The organism is Desulfuromonas sp. CSMB_57 (assembly GCF_020194955.2).
Taxonomy (GTDB): Bacteria; Desulfobacterota; Desulfuromonadia; order Desulfuromonadales; family Syntrophotaleaceae; genus JAFCIY02.
Genome location: NZ_JAFCIY020000038.1, coordinates 126,226 through 148,808, shown reverse-complemented (window position 1 = coordinate 148,808; position 22,583 = coordinate 126,226). Strand labels below are relative to the sequence as shown.

16 protein-coding genes are annotated in these 22,583 nt (G+C 62.6%); 3 read left to right on the top strand and 13 right to left on the bottom strand.

Features of this window, described 5'->3' with window-relative positions:
* Positions 1 to 176: 176 nt before the first annotated feature.
* Positions 177 to 809 (bottom strand): hypothetical protein, encoded by a 633-nt coding sequence (locus JQN68_RS11645; RefSeq protein WP_225072359.1) that lies wholly within the window; start codon positions 807 to 809, stop codon positions 177 to 179.
* 576 nt (positions 810 to 1,385) lie between these two features.
* On the opposite strand from JQN68_RS11645, the gene JQN68_RS11640 reads away from it, so the two are divergent.
* Entirely contained in the window at positions 1,386 to 4,787 is a 3,402-nt protein-coding gene (locus tag JQN68_RS11640) for a DEAD/DEAH box helicase (protein ID WP_225072360.1), read from the top strand.
* A 64-nt stretch (positions 4,788 to 4,851) separates the two neighbouring features.
* Here the strand turns inward: JQN68_RS11640 and JQN68_RS11635 are convergent, their stop codons facing one another.
* Both JQN68_RS11635 and JQN68_RS11630 read right to left on the bottom strand, forming a co-directional pair.
* Positions 4,852 to 5,124, bottom strand: coding sequence for a 4Fe-4S dicluster domain-containing protein (locus JQN68_RS11635; protein ID WP_349632319.1), 273 nt, complete (start codon positions 5,122 to 5,124; stop codon positions 4,852 to 4,854).
* Between the two features lie 222 nt (positions 5,125 to 5,346).
* Positions 5,347 to 6,651: a hypothetical protein gene (locus tag JQN68_RS11630; protein ID WP_225072361.1), complete on the bottom strand. Its 1,305-nt coding sequence runs from the start codon at positions 6,649 to 6,651 to the stop codon at positions 5,347 to 5,349.
* A gap of 178 nt (positions 6,652 to 6,829) precedes the next feature.
* Here JQN68_RS11630 and JQN68_RS11625 point away from each other — a divergent pair, with 178 nt between their 5' ends.
* Complete coding sequence (locus JQN68_RS11625; protein WP_225072362.1) at positions 6,830 to 7,552, top strand: UDP-2,3-diacylglucosamine diphosphatase; 723 nt, start codon at positions 6,830 to 6,832, stop codon at positions 7,550 to 7,552.
* Here the strand turns inward: JQN68_RS11625 and JQN68_RS11620 are convergent.
* The 8 genes from JQN68_RS11620 to JQN68_RS11585 form a co-directional block, all read right to left on the bottom strand.
* On the bottom strand, positions 7,528 to 8,865 hold the full coding sequence (locus JQN68_RS11620; protein WP_249621199.1) for a YihY/virulence factor BrkB family protein: 1,338 nt from the start codon (positions 8,863 to 8,865) through the stop codon (positions 7,528 to 7,530). The genes JQN68_RS11625 and JQN68_RS11620 overlap by 25 nt on opposite strands.
* A gap of 86 nt (positions 8,866 to 8,951) precedes the next feature.
* On the bottom strand, positions 8,952 to 9,506 hold the full coding sequence (locus JQN68_RS11615) for a YkgJ family cysteine cluster protein (RefSeq protein ID WP_225072364.1): 555 nt from the start codon (positions 9,504 to 9,506) through the stop codon (positions 8,952 to 8,954).
* Positions 9,507 to 9,533: 27 nt separating this feature from the next.
* Positions 9,534 to 10,946, bottom strand: coding sequence for a M16 family metallopeptidase (locus JQN68_RS11610; protein WP_225072365.1), 1,413 nt, complete (start codon positions 10,944 to 10,946; stop codon positions 9,534 to 9,536).
* Positions 10,947 to 10,948: 2 nt separating this feature from the next.
* Positions 10,949 to 12,439, bottom strand: coding sequence for a M16 family metallopeptidase (locus JQN68_RS11605; protein WP_225072366.1), 1,491 nt, complete (start codon positions 12,437 to 12,439; stop codon positions 10,949 to 10,951).
* 74 nt (positions 12,440 to 12,513) lie between these two features.
* On the bottom strand, positions 12,514 to 14,901 hold the full coding sequence (lon, locus tag JQN68_RS11600) for an endopeptidase La (protein WP_225072367.1): 2,388 nt from the start codon (positions 14,899 to 14,901) through the stop codon (positions 12,514 to 12,516).
* A 200-nt stretch (positions 14,902 to 15,101) separates the two neighbouring features.
* Positions 15,102 to 16,070 carry a polyprenyl synthetase family protein gene (locus JQN68_RS11595; protein WP_225072368.1) on the bottom strand — a complete coding sequence of 323 codons (969 nt, stop codon included), beginning with the start codon at positions 16,068 to 16,070 and terminating at the stop codon, positions 15,102 to 15,104.
* A gap of 59 nt (positions 16,071 to 16,129) precedes the next feature.
* The gene (locus tag JQN68_RS11590) at positions 16,130 to 16,594 is read right to left on the bottom strand and encodes a phosphate-starvation-inducible PsiE family protein (RefSeq protein ID WP_225072369.1); all 465 of its coding nucleotides are present in this window, start codon (positions 16,592 to 16,594) and stop codon (positions 16,130 to 16,132) included.
* 80 nt (positions 16,595 to 16,674) lie between these two features.
* Positions 16,675 to 17,439 carry a J domain-containing protein gene (locus JQN68_RS11585; protein ID WP_225072370.1) on the bottom strand — a complete coding sequence of 255 codons (765 nt, stop codon included), beginning with the start codon at positions 17,437 to 17,439 and terminating at the stop codon, positions 16,675 to 16,677.
* 533 nt (positions 17,440 to 17,972) lie between these two features.
* Here JQN68_RS11585 and JQN68_RS11580 point away from each other — a divergent pair.
* Complete coding sequence (locus tag JQN68_RS11580; protein WP_225072371.1) at positions 17,973 to 20,126, top strand: methyl-accepting chemotaxis protein; 2,154 nt, start codon at positions 17,973 to 17,975, stop codon at positions 20,124 to 20,126.
* Positions 20,127 to 20,338: 212 nt separating this feature from the next.
* Here the strand turns inward: JQN68_RS11580 and JQN68_RS11575 are convergent, their stop codons facing one another.
* Both JQN68_RS11575 and JQN68_RS11570 read right to left on the bottom strand, forming a co-directional pair.
* On the bottom strand, positions 20,339 to 21,022 hold the full coding sequence (locus JQN68_RS11575) for a YkgJ family cysteine cluster protein (RefSeq protein ID WP_225072372.1): 684 nt from the start codon (positions 21,020 to 21,022) through the stop codon (positions 20,339 to 20,341).
* Between the two features lie 73 nt (positions 21,023 to 21,095).
* Positions 21,096 to 22,409, bottom strand: coding sequence for a citrate (Si)-synthase (locus tag JQN68_RS11570; RefSeq protein WP_225072373.1), 1,314 nt, complete (start codon positions 22,407 to 22,409; stop codon positions 21,096 to 21,098).
* Positions 22,410 to 22,583: the final 174 nt, after the last annotated feature.

Sequence of the window (22,583 nt, the reverse complement as noted above, 5' to 3'; positions counted from 1 at the left end):
CCGTTGTGACTTTATGCAGTTATATAGCATGCGGCAAGAACCGCCCGCAACCGAAAAGCCTGTCGCCCGGCGTTACCTTAGTGCCCGGCCGGCGCCCGACAAACCGCGCCGCAGGGTGATGCAAAGCACACCTGTTCAAAAGGACGGCATGGCAAGAACCACTGCGATTCGGACCTTTACAGGGCATCGAGTTCGGTCAGCAGGCGGGCCAGCGCGATTTCCTGGCGTGCCGCCACCCCGAAACATTCGAGAATGCCCAGAAAGATGGGCGCCGCATGGGGCAGACACAGGCCCTCCACCATGCGTGCTTCATGCTCGGTGGCAAAATCAAAACACAATCGCGCCAACTCCGGGCCCTTTTCCTCGCCCACCAGTTTTTTCAGGTGGGCGTTGTTGGTCAAAAAGATATCCCGCAGTGCGTCGAGGATATCCTGCTCGAGGGTGAACAGCCTGTTGACTTCGGTCAATGCTCGCGGCGAAAAGGGCGTACCTTCGGTGATCTGCTTCCGCATGGGCAATGCCAGCTCTCCCAGGGCCTCGGTCACCACCTGCAGATGGGAAAGCATGCTGGACAGCTTGATGAACAGACGGTGTTGGTCTCCGGGACCGACAGCCAGCAGGGCATCGATCTTTTCCGTGGTCAGGGCAATTTCCTGTTCCGTCTGCACCCGCTGCCGGATCAGCTCGTTGAGCAGGTGGTTGCTTTGCTGGTTGAAGGCGTTGCGCGCCGTTTCCAGCATGCGCTGTACCTGGTCGAGAACGACCATGAACAATTCCAGTTGTTTCTTCAGTTCCTCTTGGGCAATCATGCGCTTTCCTTCCCTGAAGGTTTTCCCTGCCGCCGTGACACGCCTTGGGGAAAGTTCCATCCGGCCTGGCCGGACCCGATAGAAATAGTATCAGATCCCTTCCGGCCCGCGCGTCACCGCAACAACTTTATGCAACGGTTGCGACAGAAGTTATCATGAGCCTCCATGACCCATTTCCTTCTGCCAAGACCAAGATAAAACATGCCCCGAAGCATGGCAACCTCCCTTTTACCTGCTGTCATGGCCGGATCGAATGGTCGGGGCAGAAAGATTTTTCCCGTGCATCCTGCCTGCCCATCGCCCCCAAAAAGGTAACGCTACGAGTAACGTTACTATATTGACAGTTAGTTTATCATTTCCATTCAATCAATTAACCATATAAGTTCATGTTATTTATATATTTTTATCCGTATCAGAATCGCCCTTGCGATTTCCGTTCCGCGCCCCGGAAAGGTCCCGAAGCTTGATGGGTGTCCCGTGCAATCTTGACCAGAGAATCCTTTTATCCTTGCAGCAGGAATGCTAAGGTAAGCGTTTCGCCCCCGGGAGCCCCCCTTTTCCCATAGCAGGCTTTGCATGGCCGAATCCATGGACACCAACCCAATGCCGCCGCTATTGAAGGCCATTCGCCAACTGCCCACCGGTTCCCTGTATGGCCGGGCGGACAAAGAGCAGATCACCGAGGCGCTGCACCTCTGCAACAGCAATGCCGTCGCGCCGCCCCAATGGGATCCGTCCCGGACGCAACTGTCCGTCGAGGTCGGCCTCAACCGGACCAGGACCGTCGTCCTGACCCTGCAGGACCAGATGCTGCACATCGATTGCACCTGCGGACAACCCCTGGACAGGCACCTGTGCCGGGATGCGCTGGCGGTGCTCTTCGCCCTGAAAAAAGCCCTGGATCCGCAAAGCGTGCCGGGCTGGCGAGGCTCTCAAAAGTCGCTTGAGGCCATTCGAAGCACCCTCTGCCAGCCCGCCGGGCTGACACACCGCAGCCCGTCGGAGCAGGCTGAGCCCACTCATCCTTTAGCCGTGGTGCTGGCTGTCGAGGACGACCTGTTGGCCATCGAGGTGTGGCACCATGGCCGGCCGGTGCAGCGCCCCGCATCCTTTCTGCCCGAGGAACTGCAATCCCTGCTTTCTTTGCCCCACGGCCCCTCCGCCTACTCCGGCCTGGTTTTGGGGCGACTGCTGGACCAAGGCCCCCCGGCTTGGCCCCTGCTGCTGCGCGACCAGCAGGGCCGGCGCCGGATCCAGGTGGAACCGCCCTTTGCGGAAGCCGGTGCCCTGCTGCTCGACGCATGTCAGGACGGCCTCTGGCTCAGCCGCATCCTGGCGGATGGCAGCCGCCTGGGCACCGCGTTGACGACCCTGGGCAACTGGCTCCTCGACATTCGGGCAGCGCGCCTGGTGAGATGCCCATGGTCGCCCGCCTGGGATCAATGGGAAGAACTTGCCGACCAGTGGACGCCGCAACCCGACGGCGCCCTCCGCCTGGCCTGGGACAGTTTTTTCGGCCTGCAGAGCCATGCTCCCCCGGGACAGGCGCCGCCCACGGCCGGATTCCTGCTGCAACGGCAGGGCACCCCCCAACAGCCCGCCAGGGAAACCCTGAAAAGCTACCTGCTGACCGCCGACACCTCGCAGGACGGCCAGGAAACCCGGATTCGGGCCGGCGCCCGCCACGGCTCAGCCATCCTGTCCCTGGATGGCCGCGGCCTGGCCCTGTTCGGCGAAGACCTCTACCGCCGGCTGAGCCCTGCCCTGCGCACCCTGAAACGTCGGCGCATCCTCTGCGAAGCCTTCCTGGCCGCCTGCCAGACCGACTCCGTTACGGAACAGGGAAAAATCCTGCGGCGATTCCTGAAAGGCCCCGAATTCATCAAGCGGGCGGTCACCCGCGAAGCCCGTGAATTGCTGAAATATCTTCTTGATTTTAAACACATGGAAAGCTGGAGCCTGAACTTTATCGACCGCCAATGGTGCTGCCTGCAACGGGATGGAAGCCTCGAAATCCGTCTGCTTGAGCTCCTTCTGAAGCATTTCGATCAGGCCACGTTTCGTAACAGCGAACATCCCGGCCGGTTTTCGGTGCCCAGTTCCCGTTTTCGCGAGCGCCTGCCGCAACTGCTGGCCGACCTGCACCGGGAGGGCATCGACCTGTTGTGCGACGGCCGACCGGCCATGCCGATCCAGTTCGACATCACCATTACCGCCACCGCCGCCGGTATCGACTGGTTTGAATTGCAGCCGGAAATCCGCTGCCAGGGCCAGCTGCTGGAGGAGAGCGAGTGGCAGCAAGCCCTGCAGGAGGGTTTCGTGCAGGTCGATGGGCGCCTCCTGCTGGTGGATTCCGCCAGCCAACAGGTCCTGCGCGAACTTCAGCTCCTGAGCGGCACGGAACGGCGCCAGCGACGCCGGGTCGTACGCATTCCCCGGCTGCATATTCTCGACTGTCTGGCCCTGCGACGGCTTGGAGCGACCCTGCGTCTGGCTCCGGAGGATGAGGCCATTCTGCAGCGCCTCGAACATTTCAGCAGCCTGCCCCAGGCGCCGCTGCCGGAGTTGGGCACCACCCTGCGGGATTATCAGCGTCAGGGCTATGACTGGCTGGCCTTTCTCTACCAGAACAAGTTCGGCGCCTGCCTGGCCGACGACATGGGCCTCGGCAAAACGGTCCAGGCCATCAGCCTGCTGGCGGCCCTGCATCAGGGGCGAATCCCGTCCCATGGGGCCGAGGGTTGGCCGCACCTGGTGGTGGTTCCGCCCAGCCTGCTGTTCAACTGGGAAATCGAATTCGCGCGCTTCGCTCCGGAATTGCGCATCGTCCTCTACCGCGGCCAACAGCGCAAAACGGACTTCAACGGCAGCGATGTGGTGCTGACCACCTATGATCTGGTGCGGCGCGACCTGGAGCAACTGGCCGCCCTGGACTTTCACGTCATCATCTTTGATGAAGCCCAGGCCATCAAAAATGTCCACGCCGCCGTAACCGGCGCCGTACGTCGCCTTCGCGGTACATTCAAACTGGCCCTGACCGGCACCCCGGTGGAAAACCACCTGGGTGAATTCTGGTCCATCATCGATTTGGCTCTGCCCGGTCTGCTGGGCGATTACCGCCGCTTCGGCGCCCTCCAGAAAGCCGCCGACCATGACGGCCTGTCCAGGCTCATCCAGCGTACCCGGCCCTTCGTGCTGCGCCGCAGCAAGGAAAAGATCGCCGACGAGTTGCCGGACAAGGTCGAAATCGATATGCACCTGGAAATGACCGACCTGCAGAAGCGGCTCTACCGGAAAACCGTTGAAGAGGTGCGCCGAACCGTGGACGACGCCTACCGTGGGCAATCGGCGGCCCAGGCACGGGTCACGGCCCTGGCCGCCCTGACCCGCCTGCGCCGCCTGTGCCTGGACCCGCGCCTGGTTGACGACCAGGCCGCGGAGGGGGTCGCCTCGCCCAAGATCGCCGCCTTATGCGAGCAGTTGTTGGAACTGCGGGACGAAGGTCACAGCGTGCTGGTCTTTTCCCAGTTCACCAGTTTTCTCGACCTGGTCGAGGAAGGACTGAACCATGCCGGCCTGCCCTGGCTGCGCCTGGACGGTCGCACACCCGTGGCCGCTCGTAAGGACCTGGTGCGGAACTTTCAGCACAGCAGCGAACCGCTGGTGTTTCTCCTCAGCCTCAAGGCCGGCGGCCGCGGCCTGAACCTGACCCGGGCCAGCTACGTGGTGCATCTGGACCCCTGGTGGAATCCGGCGGTGGAAAATCAGGCATCGGACCGCGCTCACCGCATCGGCCAGCAACGCAAGGTGACGGTATTGCGCCTGATCATGCGCCACAGCGTGGAAGAAAAGATGATGCTGCTGAAGGAGGGGAAACAACGGCTTTTTCGAGCGCTGCTGGAGGAAGGCAGGGATGTCGGCCGCATCCCCTTGAGTCGCGAGGATTTCGAATTCCTGACGGATCGAAGTCCGGAGTGATGGGTGGGCAGCAACGAACCGGCAAGCTTGGTGCGCGTTGAGAAGAGCCCCGGCGCGGACGTTGTCAGCCGCAGAGGGCGGAGACCATTCTGGAATAGGGACCGAAGGAACGGCCCAGGGTGCCGGTGAATTCGTTCTTCTGCGAGCTGAAGACCTTGATGGCCAAATCCGGACACATACCGGCGCATAATGCACAGCCGACGCATTTGGCTTCATCGACTATTTCAGCGTGGGGATATTCTTCGCCGTTCTGTTTATACCTCAATTGCAGCAACTTTCTTGGGCAGGCCATGGTACATAGTCCACAGCCTTTACAGATTGAAGAATCTATTTCCATATGAGCAAACATGTTTTCCCCCTAGGTAAATTCAAACACCAATTTGCCATATTCGAAGACAATCTAGCCTGAACTTCACTCGGGGTCAATCTCCACGGGTTGTATTAGGACCTTATTTTGATTGGACTAAAAAACATATTTGCTCATTCGAAAATTACTCTTAAGTATTCAGCATCGTGAGCAGGGTCTCGGGCCGCCCTCCCGGAAAACATGGCTGTCCGCCTAAAACTCCTTGGACCAGGACAGGCTCAGCGCCGAGGCCCCGAATTCCGCATTCTCGCCCCGCCGGCGCAACAGGCCGAAGTTGTAGCTGTAGCCCAACTCGATCTGGGAGTTCCAGGGCGCACCGCTGGTCAGGGCCACGGCCAGAGCCGGCAGCGAATCCGTCTGGCGGCTGACCGCACCACCCCGCAAGCGGAACCGATCCAGGACCGCCCATTGGCCGCGCAGGTGCAGAAAGCAGAAAAACAGCAGTTCCCGACGATATTCCAGGTTGGCGATGGCGTAACCCCGGCTGTAGAACTCATCGAACAGGGCGCCGAGCACATTCGGCCGCGCCAGGGCCTCGGTCTCCCCGCCGGCCGGCTCGCCCCCCAACCGGAAGGCGCTGAACCGATCCAGGTCCGTACCCAGGCCGCCGTAGAAGGAAGCGACCAGGCGGTGGCGGTCGTCTGCCAGGCCGGGGACCGGCAGGGCTGCCAGGGCATGAACCCGGGCCGCCGCCCAGGTGCGTTGCCCTGCCCCGCCCTGCCGACCGCCAAGGGTATCGCCGCCCCAATCCCGCCAGCGCGCACGATGTCCATACCAGCCGTCGAAACCGGCCGCCCACCCCCCATGGGGCAGTTCCAGCAGGTTGCGCTCCAGGGCATCGGCCCGCAAACGCAGGTGCACCCGTCCCTCGTAGGTATCCCGGGGCGGACGGAAATCCGCTGCCGTATCGCTGCCACGGCGAAACCAGAGCAGGCCCGGCTGGTAACTCAGGGCCGCCTCGAGGACGTTATCCTGGTGCCCCGGCGCCAAGGGGGTGCGCCAACCCAGCCCGATACCGAGATGTACCCGATGCCATTCCAGTTCCTCTTCATCGATGCGGGCCCCGTCGATGAATTCCTGGCGCGCGGTCGGTACCGTCAGGTTGTCCAGGGTCAGGATTAGATCCGTCGGCGCCAGCCAGGTCGGGCGCACATCGTAGCGGAGTTCGTTGTAGAGCCCCGCCAGCACCGCCCGCAGCCGACTGTGCCCGTCTTCCGGGTTGCGCCAGAGATACAGGGCGCCGAAGGGCAGCACTTCATAATCCTTGGGGGCCTGGGGCAGCCACTGCACCCCGAGGTTGAGAGCCGTTACGGAACGACGGTTACGCTCCGGAGCCCGCGCCGGAGTTCCGAAGAGCTCCGTGACATACGCCTCTCCGGCCCGCGGAGCCCGGTATTCTTCAGCCCAAACCGTTCCTGTCAAGAAGCCCGTCAGGGCACCGGTCAATACCCCAAAAAGCGCCGAACACCAGCAAATTTTTCGTAACAGACACCACATGGCAACCCTCCGCTACACAAGAAAAGGCCCGAGGCAGGCTCGGGCAGAACATTCCAAATTTTTACCTGTCGTACTTCCGCCTTCCGCCTTCCGTCTTCAGCCTTCAGCCTTCAGCCTTCAGCCGTCAGCCTTCAGCCTTTCTTGACTTCCACGCCTTCCCTCTCTATAGTGAGGCGCCATGAAACACCTATTTTTGGCCGACACCCATCTCAGTGATCCCGCCGATCCGATCTACCGCCAGGTCATGGACCTGCTGGAAGAACATGCCGGCCAATTGGGCACCCTGGTGCTGCTCGGGGATATCTTCGAGTTCTGGATCGGCTACCGCCACGTGGTGTTCAGCAATTACGTGCCGCTGTTGGAGAAACTGCGGCAACTGCGGGAAGCCGGTACCCAACTGGTGTTCGTCGAAGGCAATCACGACTTTCATCTCGGTCCCTATTTCCGGGACATCCTCGACTGCCGGATCCTGCCCGATGGCGGTCCTCTGGAACTGGACGGCCGGCGCATCTTCCTGACCCACGGCGATCTGGTCAATCCCCACGACAAAGGCTATCGTCGCCTGCGCCGGGTGCTGCGCCACCCCCTCACCCGCCGCCTGCTGTCCTGGATTCCGCCCGATGCGGCCTGGGCCGTCGCCCGCCGCGCCAGCCGTCTGAGTGCCCGGAAGGGCGGCGGCCGGCAGCGCCGCAGCATTCCGGAACAGGCCCTGCTGGCCTTTGCCGACGAGCGCTTCAAGGAAGGCTACGATACCGTCATCACCGGTCACTTCCATGTGCCCCTGCAGCGCTGCCGGGATGGAAAGTGTCTATTGGCCCTCGGCGACTGGGGCCACGGGCCTTCCTTCATCCTGCTGGAGCAGGGTGCCTTCACCTGCTATCCCGATGCCCCTTCCCCCTGAGCGGCGGCGCTCCCGGCCCGCGCCAGATCGCGCAAGGTCAATCCATCCAGAGCCTGGGCGGCGGCCCGCTCCAACCACGCCTCGACATCATCCACCACCGGCACGGCCGGAATCCGGAACTCCTCGGGGTAGGTCATCCCGTCAAGACGCAAAGCCGTGCGAATTTCCTGCAGGGTGATGGTCTCCGGCGCCCGGGCGGGATGATAGACCGTTGCCTCTTCCCCGGCTTCGTGCAGGGCGGCCAGAAACCCGAGCCGTTCCAGGTCCATGAGCAGATGCCGCGCCAGGCGCGGCGGCAGGCGCAGTTCGGTGCAAATTCGGGCATGGGTCCAGGACCGGTTTTTGCCGATGAACGACTCGGTCACCAGCAGCAGCACCGCCAGCGCCAGGCGCTCCCGGCTGGCGAAATTGACCGGCTTTTCCCCCAGCTCCTCACGCAGGATGGCCAGGTTCTGGACGGCGTAACTCAGTTCCAGACCGAGCAGAACAATCACCCAGGACACATACAGCCAGACCATGAAGATGGGCAGGGCCGCCATGGTGCCGTAAATGGCGTTGTACTTGGATACGCCGATCTGAAAGTTGACGTATAACCATTGCGCCAGTTGCCACAGGGTGCCGCCGAAAATGCCGCCGACCAGAGCCGGCCCGAAACGGACCCGGGTGTTGGGCATGAATAGATACATGAAGGTCAGGGCGGTCCACAGGGCCACGTAGGGGACCAACTGGAACAGGATCAGCAGCGCCTCCCCGACCACGGGGGTCTCCAGCAGGCTCTGCACCAACGCCTGGCTGCGCAGGGAGGTGCTGATGGAAAGCGCCGCCAGGACCAGCAGCGGGCTGAGCAGCACCACGGAAAAGTAATCGGCGAAGCGCCGCAGCAGGGACCGGGTTTCCCTGACCCCCCAGATATGATTGAAGCTCTGTTCAATGTTGGACAGCAGGGCCAGGACCGTGGCCACCAGCAGAATCAGCCCCAACGTTCCCAAACGACGGAAATTGGTATTCTCGATATAACTGAGGATGGCGGTGATGATTTCCTCGGAACCGCGGGCCAGATGGCCAAGCAGCAGGGGCTCGAGGATGTTCTGCCCCCCCAGGCCCTTGACCAGGGAAAACATCAAGGCCAGCAACGGTACGATGGACAGCAGGGTCGTGTAGGTCAGGGCCGAAGCGCGCATGATGCAGCCGTCGGCGACAAAACCGCGCGCCACCATGGCCACCACCTGCACATGGCGCAGCAAGACCAGGCGGAAGCGGCCCATTTCGCGGCCATCGCCGGCCCAAAGGCCCTCCTGAAAAAAACCCCGCATGCGTCCAAATCGTTTTTTCAGCACATCGCCTCCCAACTCGAGGTAACGGGGCCTGGCAGCCTCCCGATACCACTATGAATCCTGCATCAATCGGCCGTGGAAAGAATGATGGCGGCCATGGACAGCCGTTCACCGGCCGCCCCGGCTCCACCCGTTGCCGCCACGAACAGCCGATTGATGGCCGCCAGGGCGGCATTGATGCGATCCACATCGATGACCGCGCTGCCCGGCAGGGACGTACACCCGGAAAAGTTGGCCGGACAGGCGTCCACTCGGCGTTGACCGTCCAGGCAGGTCATCACCGGCAGGCCGTGAGTCCGGCAGATAATGGGTCGCGCCGCATAGACGCGACAGGCGCCGCTCTCATCCAGCAGCGGGCAGGCGTCCGCCGGACCGACCGAGCCGGCCCGGTCCTGCAGCGCCCGCAGCTCGTTGGGCGGCAACGCCAGCAGAGCCTCCCGCACCACCGCGACTTCGACGGGAAACAAGCTGATATGCCGACAACAATCGGCACAGCCCTTGCGGCAGGCCAGTTCCGATACATAACGTTCCGTAATGCTGCGGCACAAATCATCGACCCGCGATACCAATTGCCGATAGTTTTCCAGTTCGGGCCGCGCGGCGTTATTCATGGCTGACATGGCTCTCTCCCCCCTGAGCCTCCCGACTCAAGGTTGCTGGTTCAGGCGCCGCAAGGGCAACCCCAGCGCTCCGGCCAATTCATCCACGGCCGGCGGCGCCCCGACCAAAACCACCTCCTGCCGTTCCGGCTGCAGATGGCGGCGGGCGGCGGACTGGACATCGGCGGCGGTCACGGCGGCCAGGCGCTCCCGGTAGCGAAGCAGAAAATCGGCCTGGTAACCGTAAAAATCCAGATTCAGCACCTGGGTGACAACGGAGTGGCTGTCTTCAAAAGCGAAAACGAAGGAGTTGATGAGGCTGTCCTTGGCCAACCGCAATTCCTGCTCGGTAACGGGCTCCTCGGCCAGGTGCCGCATCTCGCTCCGCATCAGGCCGAGAACCTCCGCCACCGCTTCGTTCTTGGTCTCGCAGCCCATCAAAATCATCCCCGGCAGGCGCCGGCCAATCTGAACATGACTGTAGACCGAATAGGCCAGACCGCGATTGGAACGAATCTCCTGCATCAGCCGGGAGTTGAAGCCGCCCCCACCGAGAATGAAATCCATGACTCGCAGCGCGTAGAGCCCCGGATCGTCCTTGTCGATGCCCCGGGTTCCCAGCAGAATGGTGGTCTGGGGCAGTTGCCGGACGTCCAGCCACAACGCCGGCGATGCGGCCGGCGGCAGGTCCGGGACGGGTGGGTCGGAGCCGGCCGGTGCCTGCCAGTCGCCGCAGAGTTGCTGCAGCAGGGCCTCCAGGGTCGGTCCGTCGATGGCCCCGGAAACGGCCAGCCAGAGATTGTCCGGCCGGAAGAACCGGCGGTGAAAGGCCTCCAGGTCGCCGCGCCCGATGGCCGTAACGCTTTCCGGGGTGGCGCTGCGGCCCAGAAAATGTCCTTCGTAGAGGGCGGCGGCAAGGGCCCGGAAGGCCGTGCCGGAAGGCTGGTCGTTCTCCCGTCGGATGGCTTCCAACCGCTGCCGCCGGGCCAGTTCCACCCCCTCCGGCGCCAATCGGGGATGCCGCAGCAGGTCCAGCATCAGCCCCAAGCCTTGACGCAGGTCCGTATCCTGCACCGAAAGGCGCAGGGTGGTGGCGTAACTTTCGGCGCTGACAGTCAGGTCGGCGGCCAGGTCGGCCAGAGCGGCATCGACCTGCCGCGGATCCCGGGCACCCGCTCCACCGGCACGCAGGGCCGCGGCATGGAGTTGTGCCAGGCCGGCCCGATTTGCCGGCTCGCCGGCGGCTCCGGCCTCGACCATGGCCGTAACCGTCACCAGAGGCAATTCGTGATCTTCGCGCAGATAGACGCGGATGCCGTTGGCCAGGGTGAACCGCTGAACTTCGGGCAAACCAAACTCCAGGGCTGGTTCCGGCAGCAGATCGGGATGGGCGACCAGGTCGGGCCGACCGCAGGCCGTGAGCAGGAGCGCCAGGCTCAACAACATCAGCCAGGGCCGCATGGTCAGGATCCTTTCCGTTCGAGGGTGGCGACGGTACGGTTGGCGGTCCGGAAGGTCTTGCGGGCCAGGCCCATGATCTCCTCGGCGCTCACCGATGCAATCTGATCATCGTAATCCACCAGGTAACGCCAATCGCCGGCCACCACCTGAAAATAGGTCAGCATGCGCGCCAGACCGCTGTTGGACTGCAAAAAACGCAACCGATCGAGCCGGAGTCGGGTGCGGGCGCGCTGCAGTTCCTCGGCGCTGACCGGTTCCCGGCCCAGGCGCTCCAGTTCACGAAGGATGGCCTGTTCCACCTCGGCCAGGCTGTGGGGGTGTCGCGGAGTGGCGGCAATCACGTACAGATGGGGGTAGCGCGCCCCCGGAGCGGTATAGCCGGTCACCGCCGTTGCCAGATGCTGTTCCACAACCAGGGAGCGGTAGAGGCGTGAAGTACGTCCGGCGGTGAGAATCTGATCGAGGACGTCGAACACGTAATCCTCTCGCTGCGGCAGGGTGGCCTTGTGGAAGGCCAATGACAGCCGGGGTTCGGCATCGTAGAAAACCTGCACCCGTCGCTCGCCGCGCTGCTCGGGCTCCACAGCAGCTACCGGCGGACGCGGCAGGCCGGCGGGGATGGCACCGAAATAGCGTTCCACCAGGTCCCTGGCAACCTCGAAACGCAGATTGCCGACCAGGGCGATCACCGTGTTGGCCGGCGCATAGTAGGCATGCATGAATCGGCGGGCGGCCGCGGGCGACAGGTTGCGGATATCCGATTCCCAACCGATGATGGGATGCCGGTAGGGATGGACATTGAAGGCCGTCGCCAGCAGGTGCTCATAAAGCAGGCCATCCGGATCGCCGTCGTAATTGCGGCGGCGTTCCTCGAGCACCACCTCGCGCTCCGTGTAGAATTCCCGCAACACGGCGTTTCGCATCCGATCGGCTTCGATCCAGGCCCAGAGTTCCAGTTTGTTGGCCGGCAGGGAAACCACGTAGCTGGTCTGGTCCTTGCTGGTGAAGGCGTTGAACCCCACCGCGCCGTGCCGGGCGTAGATCTGCGCCGCCTCGTCGGTCACCACGAAACGCCGATGCTGTTGCTGCAGTTCCGCCAGACGCTCCTCGAGACGCTGCACTTCGTCCGCCGCCGGCCGTGGCTGCCGACGCAGGGCATCGAGGGCGTTTCCGGTGGCCTCGATGGCTTCCAGCAGCGGCTGCTCCGCCCGATAGTCGGTGACCCCCAGCACCCGGGTGCCCTTGAAACGCAGGTGTTCCAGGAAATGCGCCAGGCCGCGATTGTTCTCGCTCTCGTCTACGGAGCCGACATTGACGGTGAGTTGGGCGCTGAAGGTCGCCGCGTCGGGACGTTCCACCACCAGCAGGCGCAGGCCGTTGGCCAGAGTGTGTTCCTGAACCTTCTCGACCAGAGTGGCGGCACCAACGGCACCGGCCGGCAGCAGACACAGCAAAACAGCGGCCAGCAGCCGCCTTGGGGAAAAGGCGCTCAAGATATCCTCCCAAAAAAGCAAGTTTCTGAATATACCGGAGAAGGTTCCGACAGGCAAGGACTCAGGCTCTGAGCTCAGGAGCCGGGCGGTACCGCCACGGGCGGGCGCTCGACGAAGCGCGGCGCCAGGGTCGCGGTGGCGGCAGGCAACAGGGCATGCGCCACGACTTCGGTCATGCTGTCGACCAGGATGAGTTCCATTTCCCGGCGGGCCTCTTCGCCCAGTTCCCGCAGGTTCTCACCATTGCGGGCCGGCAGCAGCACGGTCCGCACACCGGCCCGTCGGGCCGCGAGGATTTTCTCCTTGACGCCGCCGACGGGCAGCAAGCGCCCGGACAGGGTCAATTCGCCGGTCAGAGCGACACTGCAGCGGGCCGGCCGCCCGGTGAGCAGGGAAATCAGCGCCGTGGCGATGGTGATGCCGGCCGAGGGGCCGTCCTTGGGAATGGCCCCGGACGGCACATGGATATGGATGTCCCGGTGCTCGAAAAAGTCCGCGTCAAACCCGAACTCCTCATGCCGGGAACGGACATAGGACAGGGCGGTTTTGGCGGATTCCTGCATCACTCCGCCGAGACTGCCGGTCAGGGTCAGACCTTTGCTGCCGGTCATGGCCGACGCTTCGACGAACATGATATCGCCGCCCGATTCGGTCCAGGCCAGGCCGGTCACCACCCCGACCCGATCCTCTTCCGCCGCCACATCGCTGAAATAGCGGCGCGGTCCCAGCAACCGCTCCACATCCGCTGCGACGATGCGGTCGAGGGACGGGCGGTGGCGGGCGATGTCCCGGGCCACCTTGCGACAAACCGAGGCAATCTGGCGCTCCAGGCCGCGAACCCCGGCTTCGCGGGTATAGTCCTTGATGATTTTGAACAGCGCCGCTTCCTCGAAGACCAGGGCATAGTCCTCCAGGCCGTTGGCCTGGCGCTGTTTATCGACCAGATAGCGGAAGGCGATATGCAGTTTTTCCTCATCACTGTAGCCCGCCAGGCGCAGCACCTCCATGCGATCGCGCAGGGGCGGCGGCACCGTGTCCATGACGTTGGCGGTGGTGATGAACATCACCCGGGACAGGTCGAAAGGCACGTCGAGATAATGGTCGGTGAAGGAATCGTTCTGTTCCGGATCCAGGACTTCCAGCAGGGCCGCGGCCGGATCACCGCGGAAATCCTGGCCGATCTTGTCCACCTCGTCAAGCATGAAGACCGGATTGTTGGCCTCGGCGCGGCAGATCTCCTGCATGATGCGGCCCGGCAGGGCGCCGATATAGGTGCGCCGGTGTCCGCGGATTTCCGCCTCGTCCTTCATGCCGCCGAGGGAGATGCGGATGAACTTGCGCCCCAGGGCCCTGGCGATGGAACGCCCCAGGGAGGTCTTGCCCACCCCGGGCGGCCCCACCAGGCAGAGAATCGGCCCCCGCAGAGCGGCCTTGAGGGAGTGGACCGCCAGGAATTCGAGGATCCGCTCCTTGATTTCTTCCAGGTCGTAATGGTCCTCATCCAGCACCTGTTCGGCGCGATCCATATCCAGCAGATCTTCCGTGCCCCGCTGCCAGGGCACATGACAGAGGGTGTCGATATAGGTGCGGGCGACGGTGTATTCGGGCGAAGACGGATTGATGCGCTCCAGCCGCGCCAGCTCCTTTTCCGCCACGCTGCGCACATAGTCGGGCATCTCGCCCTGCTCCACCAGGAGCTTGAAATGACGCAGGTCGGCCTGGTGCGGATCTTCGTCCCCCAACTCGTTCTGAAGCTGCCGGAGTTGCTCCCGCAGCAGAGACTCTTTCTGGTTGCGGCCGCCCCGCCGTCCGGCATCCGTTCCGGTCTGGTTCTGCAGCTGCAGGCGCTGTACCTCGGCCGCCAGATGAAGATGGATTTCCCGGATCCGCTCCAGGGGATCGAGGAGTTCCAACAGGCGCTGCTGCTCCTTGAGTTCCAGGTTGAGATGCACGGCCAGGATGTCCGCCAACCGGCCCGCCTCATCGTTCTGTTCCAGGGCCCGCTGGACCTCTTCCACGACCGGCTGACCGAAGGATTGGATAATCTTCAACAGGGCGGCAATGCTCTGCATCAGAGCCTGGGCCACGGGGTTGCGATTGGCCCGCACCGGAATGAGACTGACAGCAGCGGTGAGAACCGGTACGGACTGGCGGGTGGCGATCATCCGGATGCGGTGCAGGCCCTCCAGCAGCACCTTACAGCCCCCCTCGGGGAACCGCAGCACCTGACTGATGCGGCAGACCGTGCCGATGCGCGCCAGCTGTTCGCGGCCGCTCAGGGGATCCACCGCCAGCACCGTCATCACCCCGAGCAGGCGATCCGCCGTCAGGGCTTCCTCCACCGTCGGCAACAGAGGCTTGTCGACGAACAGGGGGAATACCATGTGCGGGAAGATCACCTGGTCGTGAAGGGGATAAATGGGCAAAACCGGAGGAATGAGATCCAGAGGTTGCTGAGGCATGGCGTTCTCCCGCGGAAAAGAATGATGGCGCAGTTCCGCGGCCAATGCCGGGTCCACGCCCCTCCCTTTCAAAGGATAACAACCGTCAGGAACCTGTCAAGAAACGGAAAAGACTGTTTTTTCAGCAGGTTGGAATGCAATCGCCGGCAAAAGCGAAGCCCTGTTGCACCTCTGGCAGGCCGCTCCGCCAGCCCCGCGGCTCAGCCGCGTCTTGCCAGCAAGCTATCCGCCAGCTCTTCCAGGGCGTCCCGGCTCGGATCGGCGGCGAAGCCGGCCAGATGCTCCCGGCCCTCTTGAACCATTTGGCGGGCGCGGCGGCGGGTATAACCGATGCCGTCATGCTGCAGAATCAGCCCGATGATGAAACGGCGTTCCGACTCCTCGAAATGCCGTCGGGTCAGAATCTCCGCCACCCGCTGCCGGTCGGCGGGCCGGCAGCAGCGCAGCGCATGAATCAGGGGCAGAGTCAACTTGCCCTCAGCCAGATCGTGGCAGGGGAGCTTGCCGGAATCCGCTTCGGCGGCGACATAGTCGAGGACATCATCCAGCAGTTGAAAAGCCATGCCGAGACGCAAGCCGAAGGCGGCCAGGGACTCCTCGTCCGCCCCTCCCCGCGCGGCAAGAATCGCCCCCAACCGGCAGGCGGCGGAAAACAGGGCGGCGGTCTTGCCGATGACGACGTCGAGATAACGGCCTTCATCCAGCTGCACGTCCCTGCGGTTCATCAACTGCAGGACTTCCCCTTCCGCCATGCGGCCGGCAGTCGACGCCAGCACCTCCGCCAGGCGCAAATCGCCCGCGGCCACGGCCAGGCTGAAGCAGCGTGCAAACAGATAGTCGCCGACCAGCACGGCGGCCTGGTTGCCCCAGGTGACATTGGCCGAGACCCGGCCACGGCGCACGGCCGCTTCGTCGACCACATCGTCGTGCAACAGGGTGGCCATGTGCAGCAGTTCCACCACCCCGGCCAGGGCGATGCGGGCCTCGCCCCGGTAACCGCAGAGCCGGGCACTGAGCAACAACAGCATGGGGCGGATACGCTTGCCGCCGCTGCCCAGCAGGTGCTCGCCGACCTGCCCGATGAGCGGCGCGCCTGCAGCCAGGACGCCCTGCAGAAAGAGTTGCACGCGGGCCAGATCGTCCTTCAGCCACCCTGCGGCGCGTTCCATGTGAATACCGACTCCATATCACGTAACGAGGCCCGCCCGAAGGGCGCCTCAGGTCCGGATCAAGGTTGTTTATCGCTGCTGCCCGCCTCCGACCGCAACCAGGACAGGCCCAGCAACGGCCCTCGCCCCGAAGCCCGCTTGATGATGGCGTAGGTGAGAGCCAGGGCCAGCAGCATGGCTGCCAGACCGAACAATTGCATTATATTGTATTCGGAAAACTCCCACACGATCACCTTGCGGGAAATGGCGATGATGGCCACCAGCACCACGATTTCCACGTGCACCATTTCCTCCTTCAAAAAGGCCTTGACGGTGTCCAGCAGTTCGATGCCGATGAGGATCACCAGAAACAGGCCGAACAGTTCCTGCAACTTGGCCGCCGAGAATGCCACCAGCGGGTTCATCACCAAACCGGTCACAATGGTCAAAAACACATTGATGGTCGCCACCAGCAGGATCAGGGACATGAGAAACAGCAATAAAAAGATGATGGCCTTCTGAAGAAGCTTCACATACTTGAGCATGGGACCCCATTTCGTCGCCGTCTGCGGTCCCGCCCCCGGGACAGCTCCGGCAGCGTGCAACCGGATTTGCCGCGTGAATATTAAAAAGAGGAAAAAGCGCCGGACACCTGAAAGTTGTGCTCGCGCAGTTCAGCGACCAAATCTTCCATGGCCGTCGGCGACAGCAAGCCCTGCTCGACAAAAAACTGGCCGAATTTGCGCTGTTGAGAACGCTGGTAATACAGCAGGGTGGTCAACTGGCGGTGGTCCAGATAATTCAGGGACACCGCCTTCTCACCGAAACGCGTCACATTGCCGCGATAAGCCAGAATTTCGCGCACATGCTGCGCCTGCAGCCAGCCCCAGCGTTGCGCGATATCGCCGAGGTTCGGCCGTTGCCGGCGCTGCCAGACCAAGGCTTCGATCAACTGATGATAACGGATGATGCCGCGGTAATAAAGAAACAGCCCGGTGGGCAGCGCCCGCTCCGGAACCTGTTCCATACCGGCGTAAAACCGGCCGGAATCCTCTGCGGCCGCGGCCCGAAACCCGGCCGAAGGCGGTTCGGATGGAGCCGGCGCCGGTGCTTCCGGCCGCCACAAGCCCCGTTCCCGCTCAGAAAAAAAATCTTGAATCAGCTCATAGGAGGCCACCACATCCTGAAAAGCGGTCGCGGTCGAAGCCGCGCCGGCGGCCGGAAATCCACCCAGGGCATCGGGATGGGTCTCCTTGACCCGCTGACGAAAGGCGGATTTTGCGCCGCTCGGCTGCAGATAGGCCAGAAACTCCGAACTCAGTTGCACGTCCGGCCCGAACAGCAATCGGCAAGCCTGCAACAGCTCGTTATCAGAAATGCGAAAGGCCAATCCCGCTCACTCCATTTTGACGGCCGACGTCCCGGCCCTGCATCCCGAACCAATCAATGCAATAATTCCCTCGCCAAATCCGTTGTCGCGTTCTGCCGTGTACCCTTTTGTCGTAATTTTGTCAACGCTTTTGCGCATTCTTGTCAAAGTCATGACTTAAAACGCCTTGTCAAAATGAGCGAATCGGGTTCAGCATCTTGACACGCGGCCCGTTTTACTTGAGACAACCGCTCCACAACGGGGTCCATGGAGGCAACAACCGTCCGCGCCGGATCTGCAAGCAAAATTTCTGCCGTAGACGCCAAAGCCGGTTATTTTCCCCTACTTAAGGTCAGGCAAAGCCCTCTATTTCCGGACCGACGAAAAAAACCGCCCAAATTTCAAGTCTTACCTCGGCACGGAACCCCGGTGGCGGCTCACTGCCGGGGCGAAGACACGGCCCAGGCAGCCAGGATGGTTCGCAACGGAAAATCCGGCCGACTTTTTGCAGTGAGCATTGACAACTCTGTCATGCAACGTCAAGGGAGGCGACATTGAAAAACCTTAAAATTTCCACCAAGATTTTCCTGCTCTGCGGCGGCATCGTTTTCATCTTCAGTCTGGTGGCGACCTGGGTCTATATCAAGGCGCGCAGCAACCTGATCGAGAACCGTCGTGCTGAAATCCAGCACATCGTCGAAACCGCCTCGGGCACCCTGGAATATTATGCCCAGCAGGCCCGCAGCGGCCGGATGGATGGGGAACAGGCCCGGGAACAGGCGCGCAGCCAGCTGCGCAACCAGCGTTTCGGCGACAACCACTATTTCTGGATCAACGACCTGGAACCGCGCATGATCATGCATCCCATGCAGCCGGAACTGGAAGGCAAATCCCTGACGGACCTGACGGACCCCCACGGCAAGCGCATGTTCGTGGAGATGGCCGAACTGGGCCGTCAACAGGGTCAGGGCTTCGTCGAGTATGCCTGGGCCAAGGAGGGTTCGAAAAAACCCGTCGACAAAATCTCCTTTGTCAAGGTGGTGCCGGAATGGAACTGGATGGTCGGCGCCGGGGTCTACAACGACGACATCCAACGGGCCCTGCGACACATCTTCTATGCCACCTTCGGCACCCTGGCGGGCGTGATCATCGTTGCCTTGCTGCTGGCCTATTTCGTGACCCGGGCCATTGCCCGTTCCCTGGCGGAAACCGCCGAAGCCATGGAGAAGATCGGCAAGGGCGATTTCAGCCTGCGCCTGAACCTGGACCGCGAGGATGAAATCGGCCGTCTGGCCAAGGCCATCAACGAATGCGTCGACAGCGTACGGGACATGTTCCTCAACATCCGCACCATGGGAGTCAGGATCGCGGTCAATTCCCTGCAACTGAACAGCAAGGTGAAGGTCTCCTCGGAAAACGCCCAGGAACAGGGCAAACTGGCCCAGGACATCTTCGCCAGCAGCGAGGAAACCACCTCGGCCCACGGCGAAATCGCCACCAACACCCAGCACATCTGCGCGTCGACCTCCAGCAACCTGGAAACAGCCAAATCCTCCTTCAAGGAGATGATGGATACCAATGCCGGCATCACCAGCATGACCGACAAGATCGCCAGTTATACCGTCACCATCGGCAAGATGGACGCCGAATCCCAGGACATCAAGAAGATCGTCTCCCTGATCAAGTCCATCGCCACCCAGACCTCCCTGCTGTCCCTCAACGCCGCCATCGAAGCCGCCCGGGCCGGCCAGGCCGGCAAGGGCTTTGCCATCGTCGCCGACGAAGTCAAGAATCTGGCCGAGCAGGTCAACCTGGCCAGCGAGGACATCGCCAGCAAAATCAACACCATGCTCGCCCACATTGAAAGCTGCATCGGCGAGACCCAGGAAATCAGCGAAGCGGCCCAAAATGCCCGCGCCGCCGTGACCCGCTCCTGTGAGCGGTTCAAGACCATGATCGCGGATTTTGAGAAAACCGACGATCAGCTGCAGAGCATCACCGCCTCCGTCGAGGAGCTTTCGGCGGCCAACGACGAGGTGCACAACAAGGTCACCCATATCAACCAGATGAGCCGCGAAGTCGCCGAGTTCATGGATGAAGCGCGCCATTCGGCGCAGGAGTTGCGGCTCGTCACCGAGGATCTGCAGCGCCTCAACGCCCGCTTCAAGACCGGCCGCGGTTACGGTGAGCAGATCGTCCTCCAGGGCCTGGCGGCCCGCAAAAAAATCGGCCAGGCCCTGCAAGGACTGGTCGACCGCGGCATCGACCTGTTCGACCAGGACTACCGGCCATTGCCCGGCACCAATCCGCAAAAGTTCCAGACCGCCTACAGCGAGGCCTTTGCCCGGGATATCCAGCCCCTGCTGGACAAACTGGTCGGCGAGGTGCGCGGCGGCGCCTTTGCCCTGTGCGTCGACAGCAACGGTTATGCGCCCACCCACAACAGTTGGCTGAGCCATCCGCCCACCGGGGACCCGGCCATCGACAGCAAGCAGAGTCGCGACGGCCGCATTTTCAACGATGACACCGGCCTCAAGGCGGCCCGCAACACCATGCCGGTACTGCTGCACACCTATCAGCAGGGCGACACCGGCCTGATCTTCAGCGAGTTCGTCCTGCCCATCAAAGTGGCCGGCAAGCAATGGGGTGCCCTGCGCATCGCCTGCGATCCGGAGGTGGCCGCCGATATGGAATACAAGGTTTCCTGATCCCTGCCGGCTATTCTGTTCCAAAGCCCCGAAGCCATCCGCCTGTCGGCGGGCAAGGCTTCGGGGCTTTGTCATTGGGGACCCAGGTGGCAGGTCAATCGACCCGAGGCGGCATACGGACGGGAAACCCAGGCGCACGGATGGCGCGAGCCCCTCTGATGAATAATGACAAGGCTCTCAGTTTGCCAAAGGCGGCGGCAACGGGCGGATCGTCAAGGATTGGGCAATTGACCCGGCGCCGGCGGACGGGAAAAGTCGATGAGCAGGGCGGTGGGGATAAAGGTATCCAGCTCGTTGCGCGGCTGACCCAGCCAGGCCTGCGTGAACTCGCGGAACAGAGCCAGTTCTTTTTCGAAGACGGTCCGAAAATGCCAGCGCAGATGCGCTATAAGCATGGGATCGCCGTCACTGAAATTCAAGGTGCAGCACAGATCGGAAAAACATTCTCCGGAGTAGTCCAAATTGGGCAGGCCATGGGTCCGGCAGATCATGGGACGCCAGGCATACACCAGGCAGCGCCCATCGTCACCCAGCAGCGGGCATGGGGTGGGATCGTCCTCCGGCATCTCCGTCCAGTGTTCGTCGGCCATGGTGTTCAGGACAAAGGGCGGACCGAAAGCGGGCCAAGCGACCTGCAGCTCGGCCAGGCGCGTTCGGGCCCGTTCCCGTACGCGTTTTTGCACTGCGGCGGGCAAACGGGCGAGCCCCTGCTGCAGCAGAAAAGCATCCAGCAGGGTGATGTCGAACAGTCCCCGACAGCAGTCGGCACACCCCGGACCGCAGCGCACGGCCGCACCGGACCGGGCCTGGCAGCCGGCGAACCAGCCGTCCACTTCGGCCAACAAGGCCTGGTAGCGACGGGCGATGGGGAGCAATGCGTTCCGCTTGCCCCTCATCGCTTCCCATGCCGGGATTGCGGCCGGGGCGGAGACGGCCGCACCCGGCCTCGAAAACAGGTCCGGTTTGACATCAGCCCCGGCCTGAGATGCCGGCCGCAGCTTCCAGCATGTCGAGGGTCACGGACTTGGGGCGCTCGATGGGATAGCCCAGGGCGCGGTCCCAGGTGATGTTGGCCAGCACCCCGATGGCCCGGCCGACGGCAAACAGCACCGTATAAAAATCGTATTCCTTGACACCGAAATACCATTGGATGACCCCCGACTGGGCGTCGACGTTGGGCCAGGGATTGCGTGCCTTGCCGTGCTCCTCCAGCACCCTGGGCGCAATGCGGTAGATCATGCGGACCAGTTGGAACATGGGATCGTCGGGCAGATGCTTTTCGCAGAAGTCCATCTGGGCGGTAAAGCGCGGGTCGGTGCGGCGCAGTACGGCGTGACCGTAGCCGGGAATGACCTGACCGCTGTTGAGGGTATCCCAGAGGAATTTTTCCAACTCCGCCTCCGTCGGCAGCACGCCGCCGAGCTTGTCCATGGCCGCCTGGATCCAGCGCAGGACCTCCTGGTTGGCCAATCCGTGCAGCGGCCCGGACAGGCCGTTGACACCTGCCGAAAAGCTGTAATAGGCATCGGCCAGGGCCGAGGCGACCAGACGGGTGGTATGAGCCGAAACGTTGCCCGATTCATGATCCGAATGCAGGATGAAATACATGCGGGCAACGTCGTCATAAGGCGGCGCAATGCCCATCATATGGGCGAAATCGGCCCCCAGATCCAGCTCCGGACTGGAGGGAATGGAGGTATCGCCCTGGTATTTAAGGCGGTAGATGAAGGCGGCAATGGCCGGCAGCTTGGCCAACAGGTTGCAGGCATCCTCGTACATGGGATCCCAGTAGTCGCCTTTGCTCATGCCTTCGCTGTAGCGGCGGGTGAAGATGGATTCCCGCTGCATGACCACTACCGCGGCCGACAGCATGGCCATGGGGTGAAGATCGCGCGGCATGGCCCGAAGCGCCTCGAACACATAGGCGGGCACCTCCCGGCGCCGCTGGAAGTCCGCCACCACCGCCAGGGTCTGGGCCATGGTCGGCACCTGACCGGTGAGGAGAAAGAACCAGAACCCCTCGACGAAGGGATAGGCCGAACCGGGAGCCTTGGGCAATGCGGCGAAGGTTTCGCCGATGGTCTTGCCGCGAAACCTTACGCCCTCCTCGGGATCCAGGTAGGAAATATCCGTCACCAGGCACTTTACCCCGCGAGCTCCGCCGATGGCCTGGGCGATGGTCACCTGATCGATGAGGACCTTGCCGTATTCCTTGCTCAACCGCCGGACCCGCGGGCGCTGTTCGAGAATCTTGCCGTACAGTACCTGTTTCAGTTCATCCATGCACCACTCCTTTACGGCACGAAGGGCGTTCCCAGGCCCGTTTGCCAGGCCCTTCGCCCGCAGGAAAAGACCCATTCCATGATAAGCGTTCGGCGATTATAGGGCCAAGCCGGTTTTCAATCAATCCCGGCGGGCACGCTGCGGACTGGAAATTTTCTTGCATTCTCAAAATGC

Excerpts from the sequence above, each read along its gene's own strand:
- JQN68_RS11645 (WP_225072359.1), bottom strand. The coding sequence starts at position 809 with ATGATTGCCCAAGAGGAACTGAAGAAACAACTGGAATTGTTCATGGTC.
- JQN68_RS11640 (WP_225072360.1), top strand. The coding sequence starts at position 1,386 with ATGGCCGAATCCATGGACACCAACCCAATGCCGCCGCTATTGAAGGCC.
- JQN68_RS11635 (WP_349632319.1), bottom strand. The coding sequence starts at position 5,124 with ATGGAAATAGATTCTTCAATCTGTAAAGGCTGTGGACTATGTACCATG.
- JQN68_RS11630 (WP_225072361.1), bottom strand. The coding sequence starts at position 6,651 with ATGTGGTGTCTGTTACGAAAAATTTGCTGGTGTTCGGCGCTTTTTGGG.
- JQN68_RS11625 (WP_225072362.1), top strand. The coding sequence starts at position 6,830 with ATGAAACACCTATTTTTGGCCGACACCCATCTCAGTGATCCCGCCGAT.
- JQN68_RS11620 (WP_249621199.1), bottom strand. The coding sequence starts at position 8,865 with ATGCGGGGTTTTTTTCAGGAGGGCCTTTGGGCCGGCGATGGCCGCGAA.
- JQN68_RS11615 (WP_225072364.1), bottom strand. The coding sequence starts at position 9,506 with ATGTCAGCCATGAATAACGCCGCGCGGCCCGAACTGGAAAACTATCGG.
- JQN68_RS11610 (WP_225072365.1), bottom strand. The coding sequence starts at position 10,946 with ATGCGGCCCTGGCTGATGTTGTTGAGCCTGGCGCTCCTGCTCACGGCC.
- lon (WP_225072367.1), bottom strand. The coding sequence starts at position 14,901 with ATGCCTCAGCAACCTCTGGATCTCATTCCTCCGGTTTTGCCCATTTAT.
- JQN68_RS11595 (WP_225072368.1), bottom strand. The coding sequence starts at position 16,070 with ATGGAACGCGCCGCAGGGTGGCTGAAGGACGATCTGGCCCGCGTGCAA.
- JQN68_RS11590 (WP_225072369.1), bottom strand. The coding sequence starts at position 16,594 with ATGCTCAAGTATGTGAAGCTTCTTCAGAAGGCCATCATCTTTTTATTG.
- JQN68_RS11575 (WP_225072372.1), bottom strand. The coding sequence starts at position 21,022 with ATGAGGGGCAAGCGGAACGCATTGCTCCCCATCGCCCGTCGCTACCAG.
- JQN68_RS11570 (WP_225072373.1), bottom strand. The coding sequence starts at position 22,409 with ATGGATGAACTGAAACAGGTACTGTACGGCAAGATTCTCGAACAGCGC.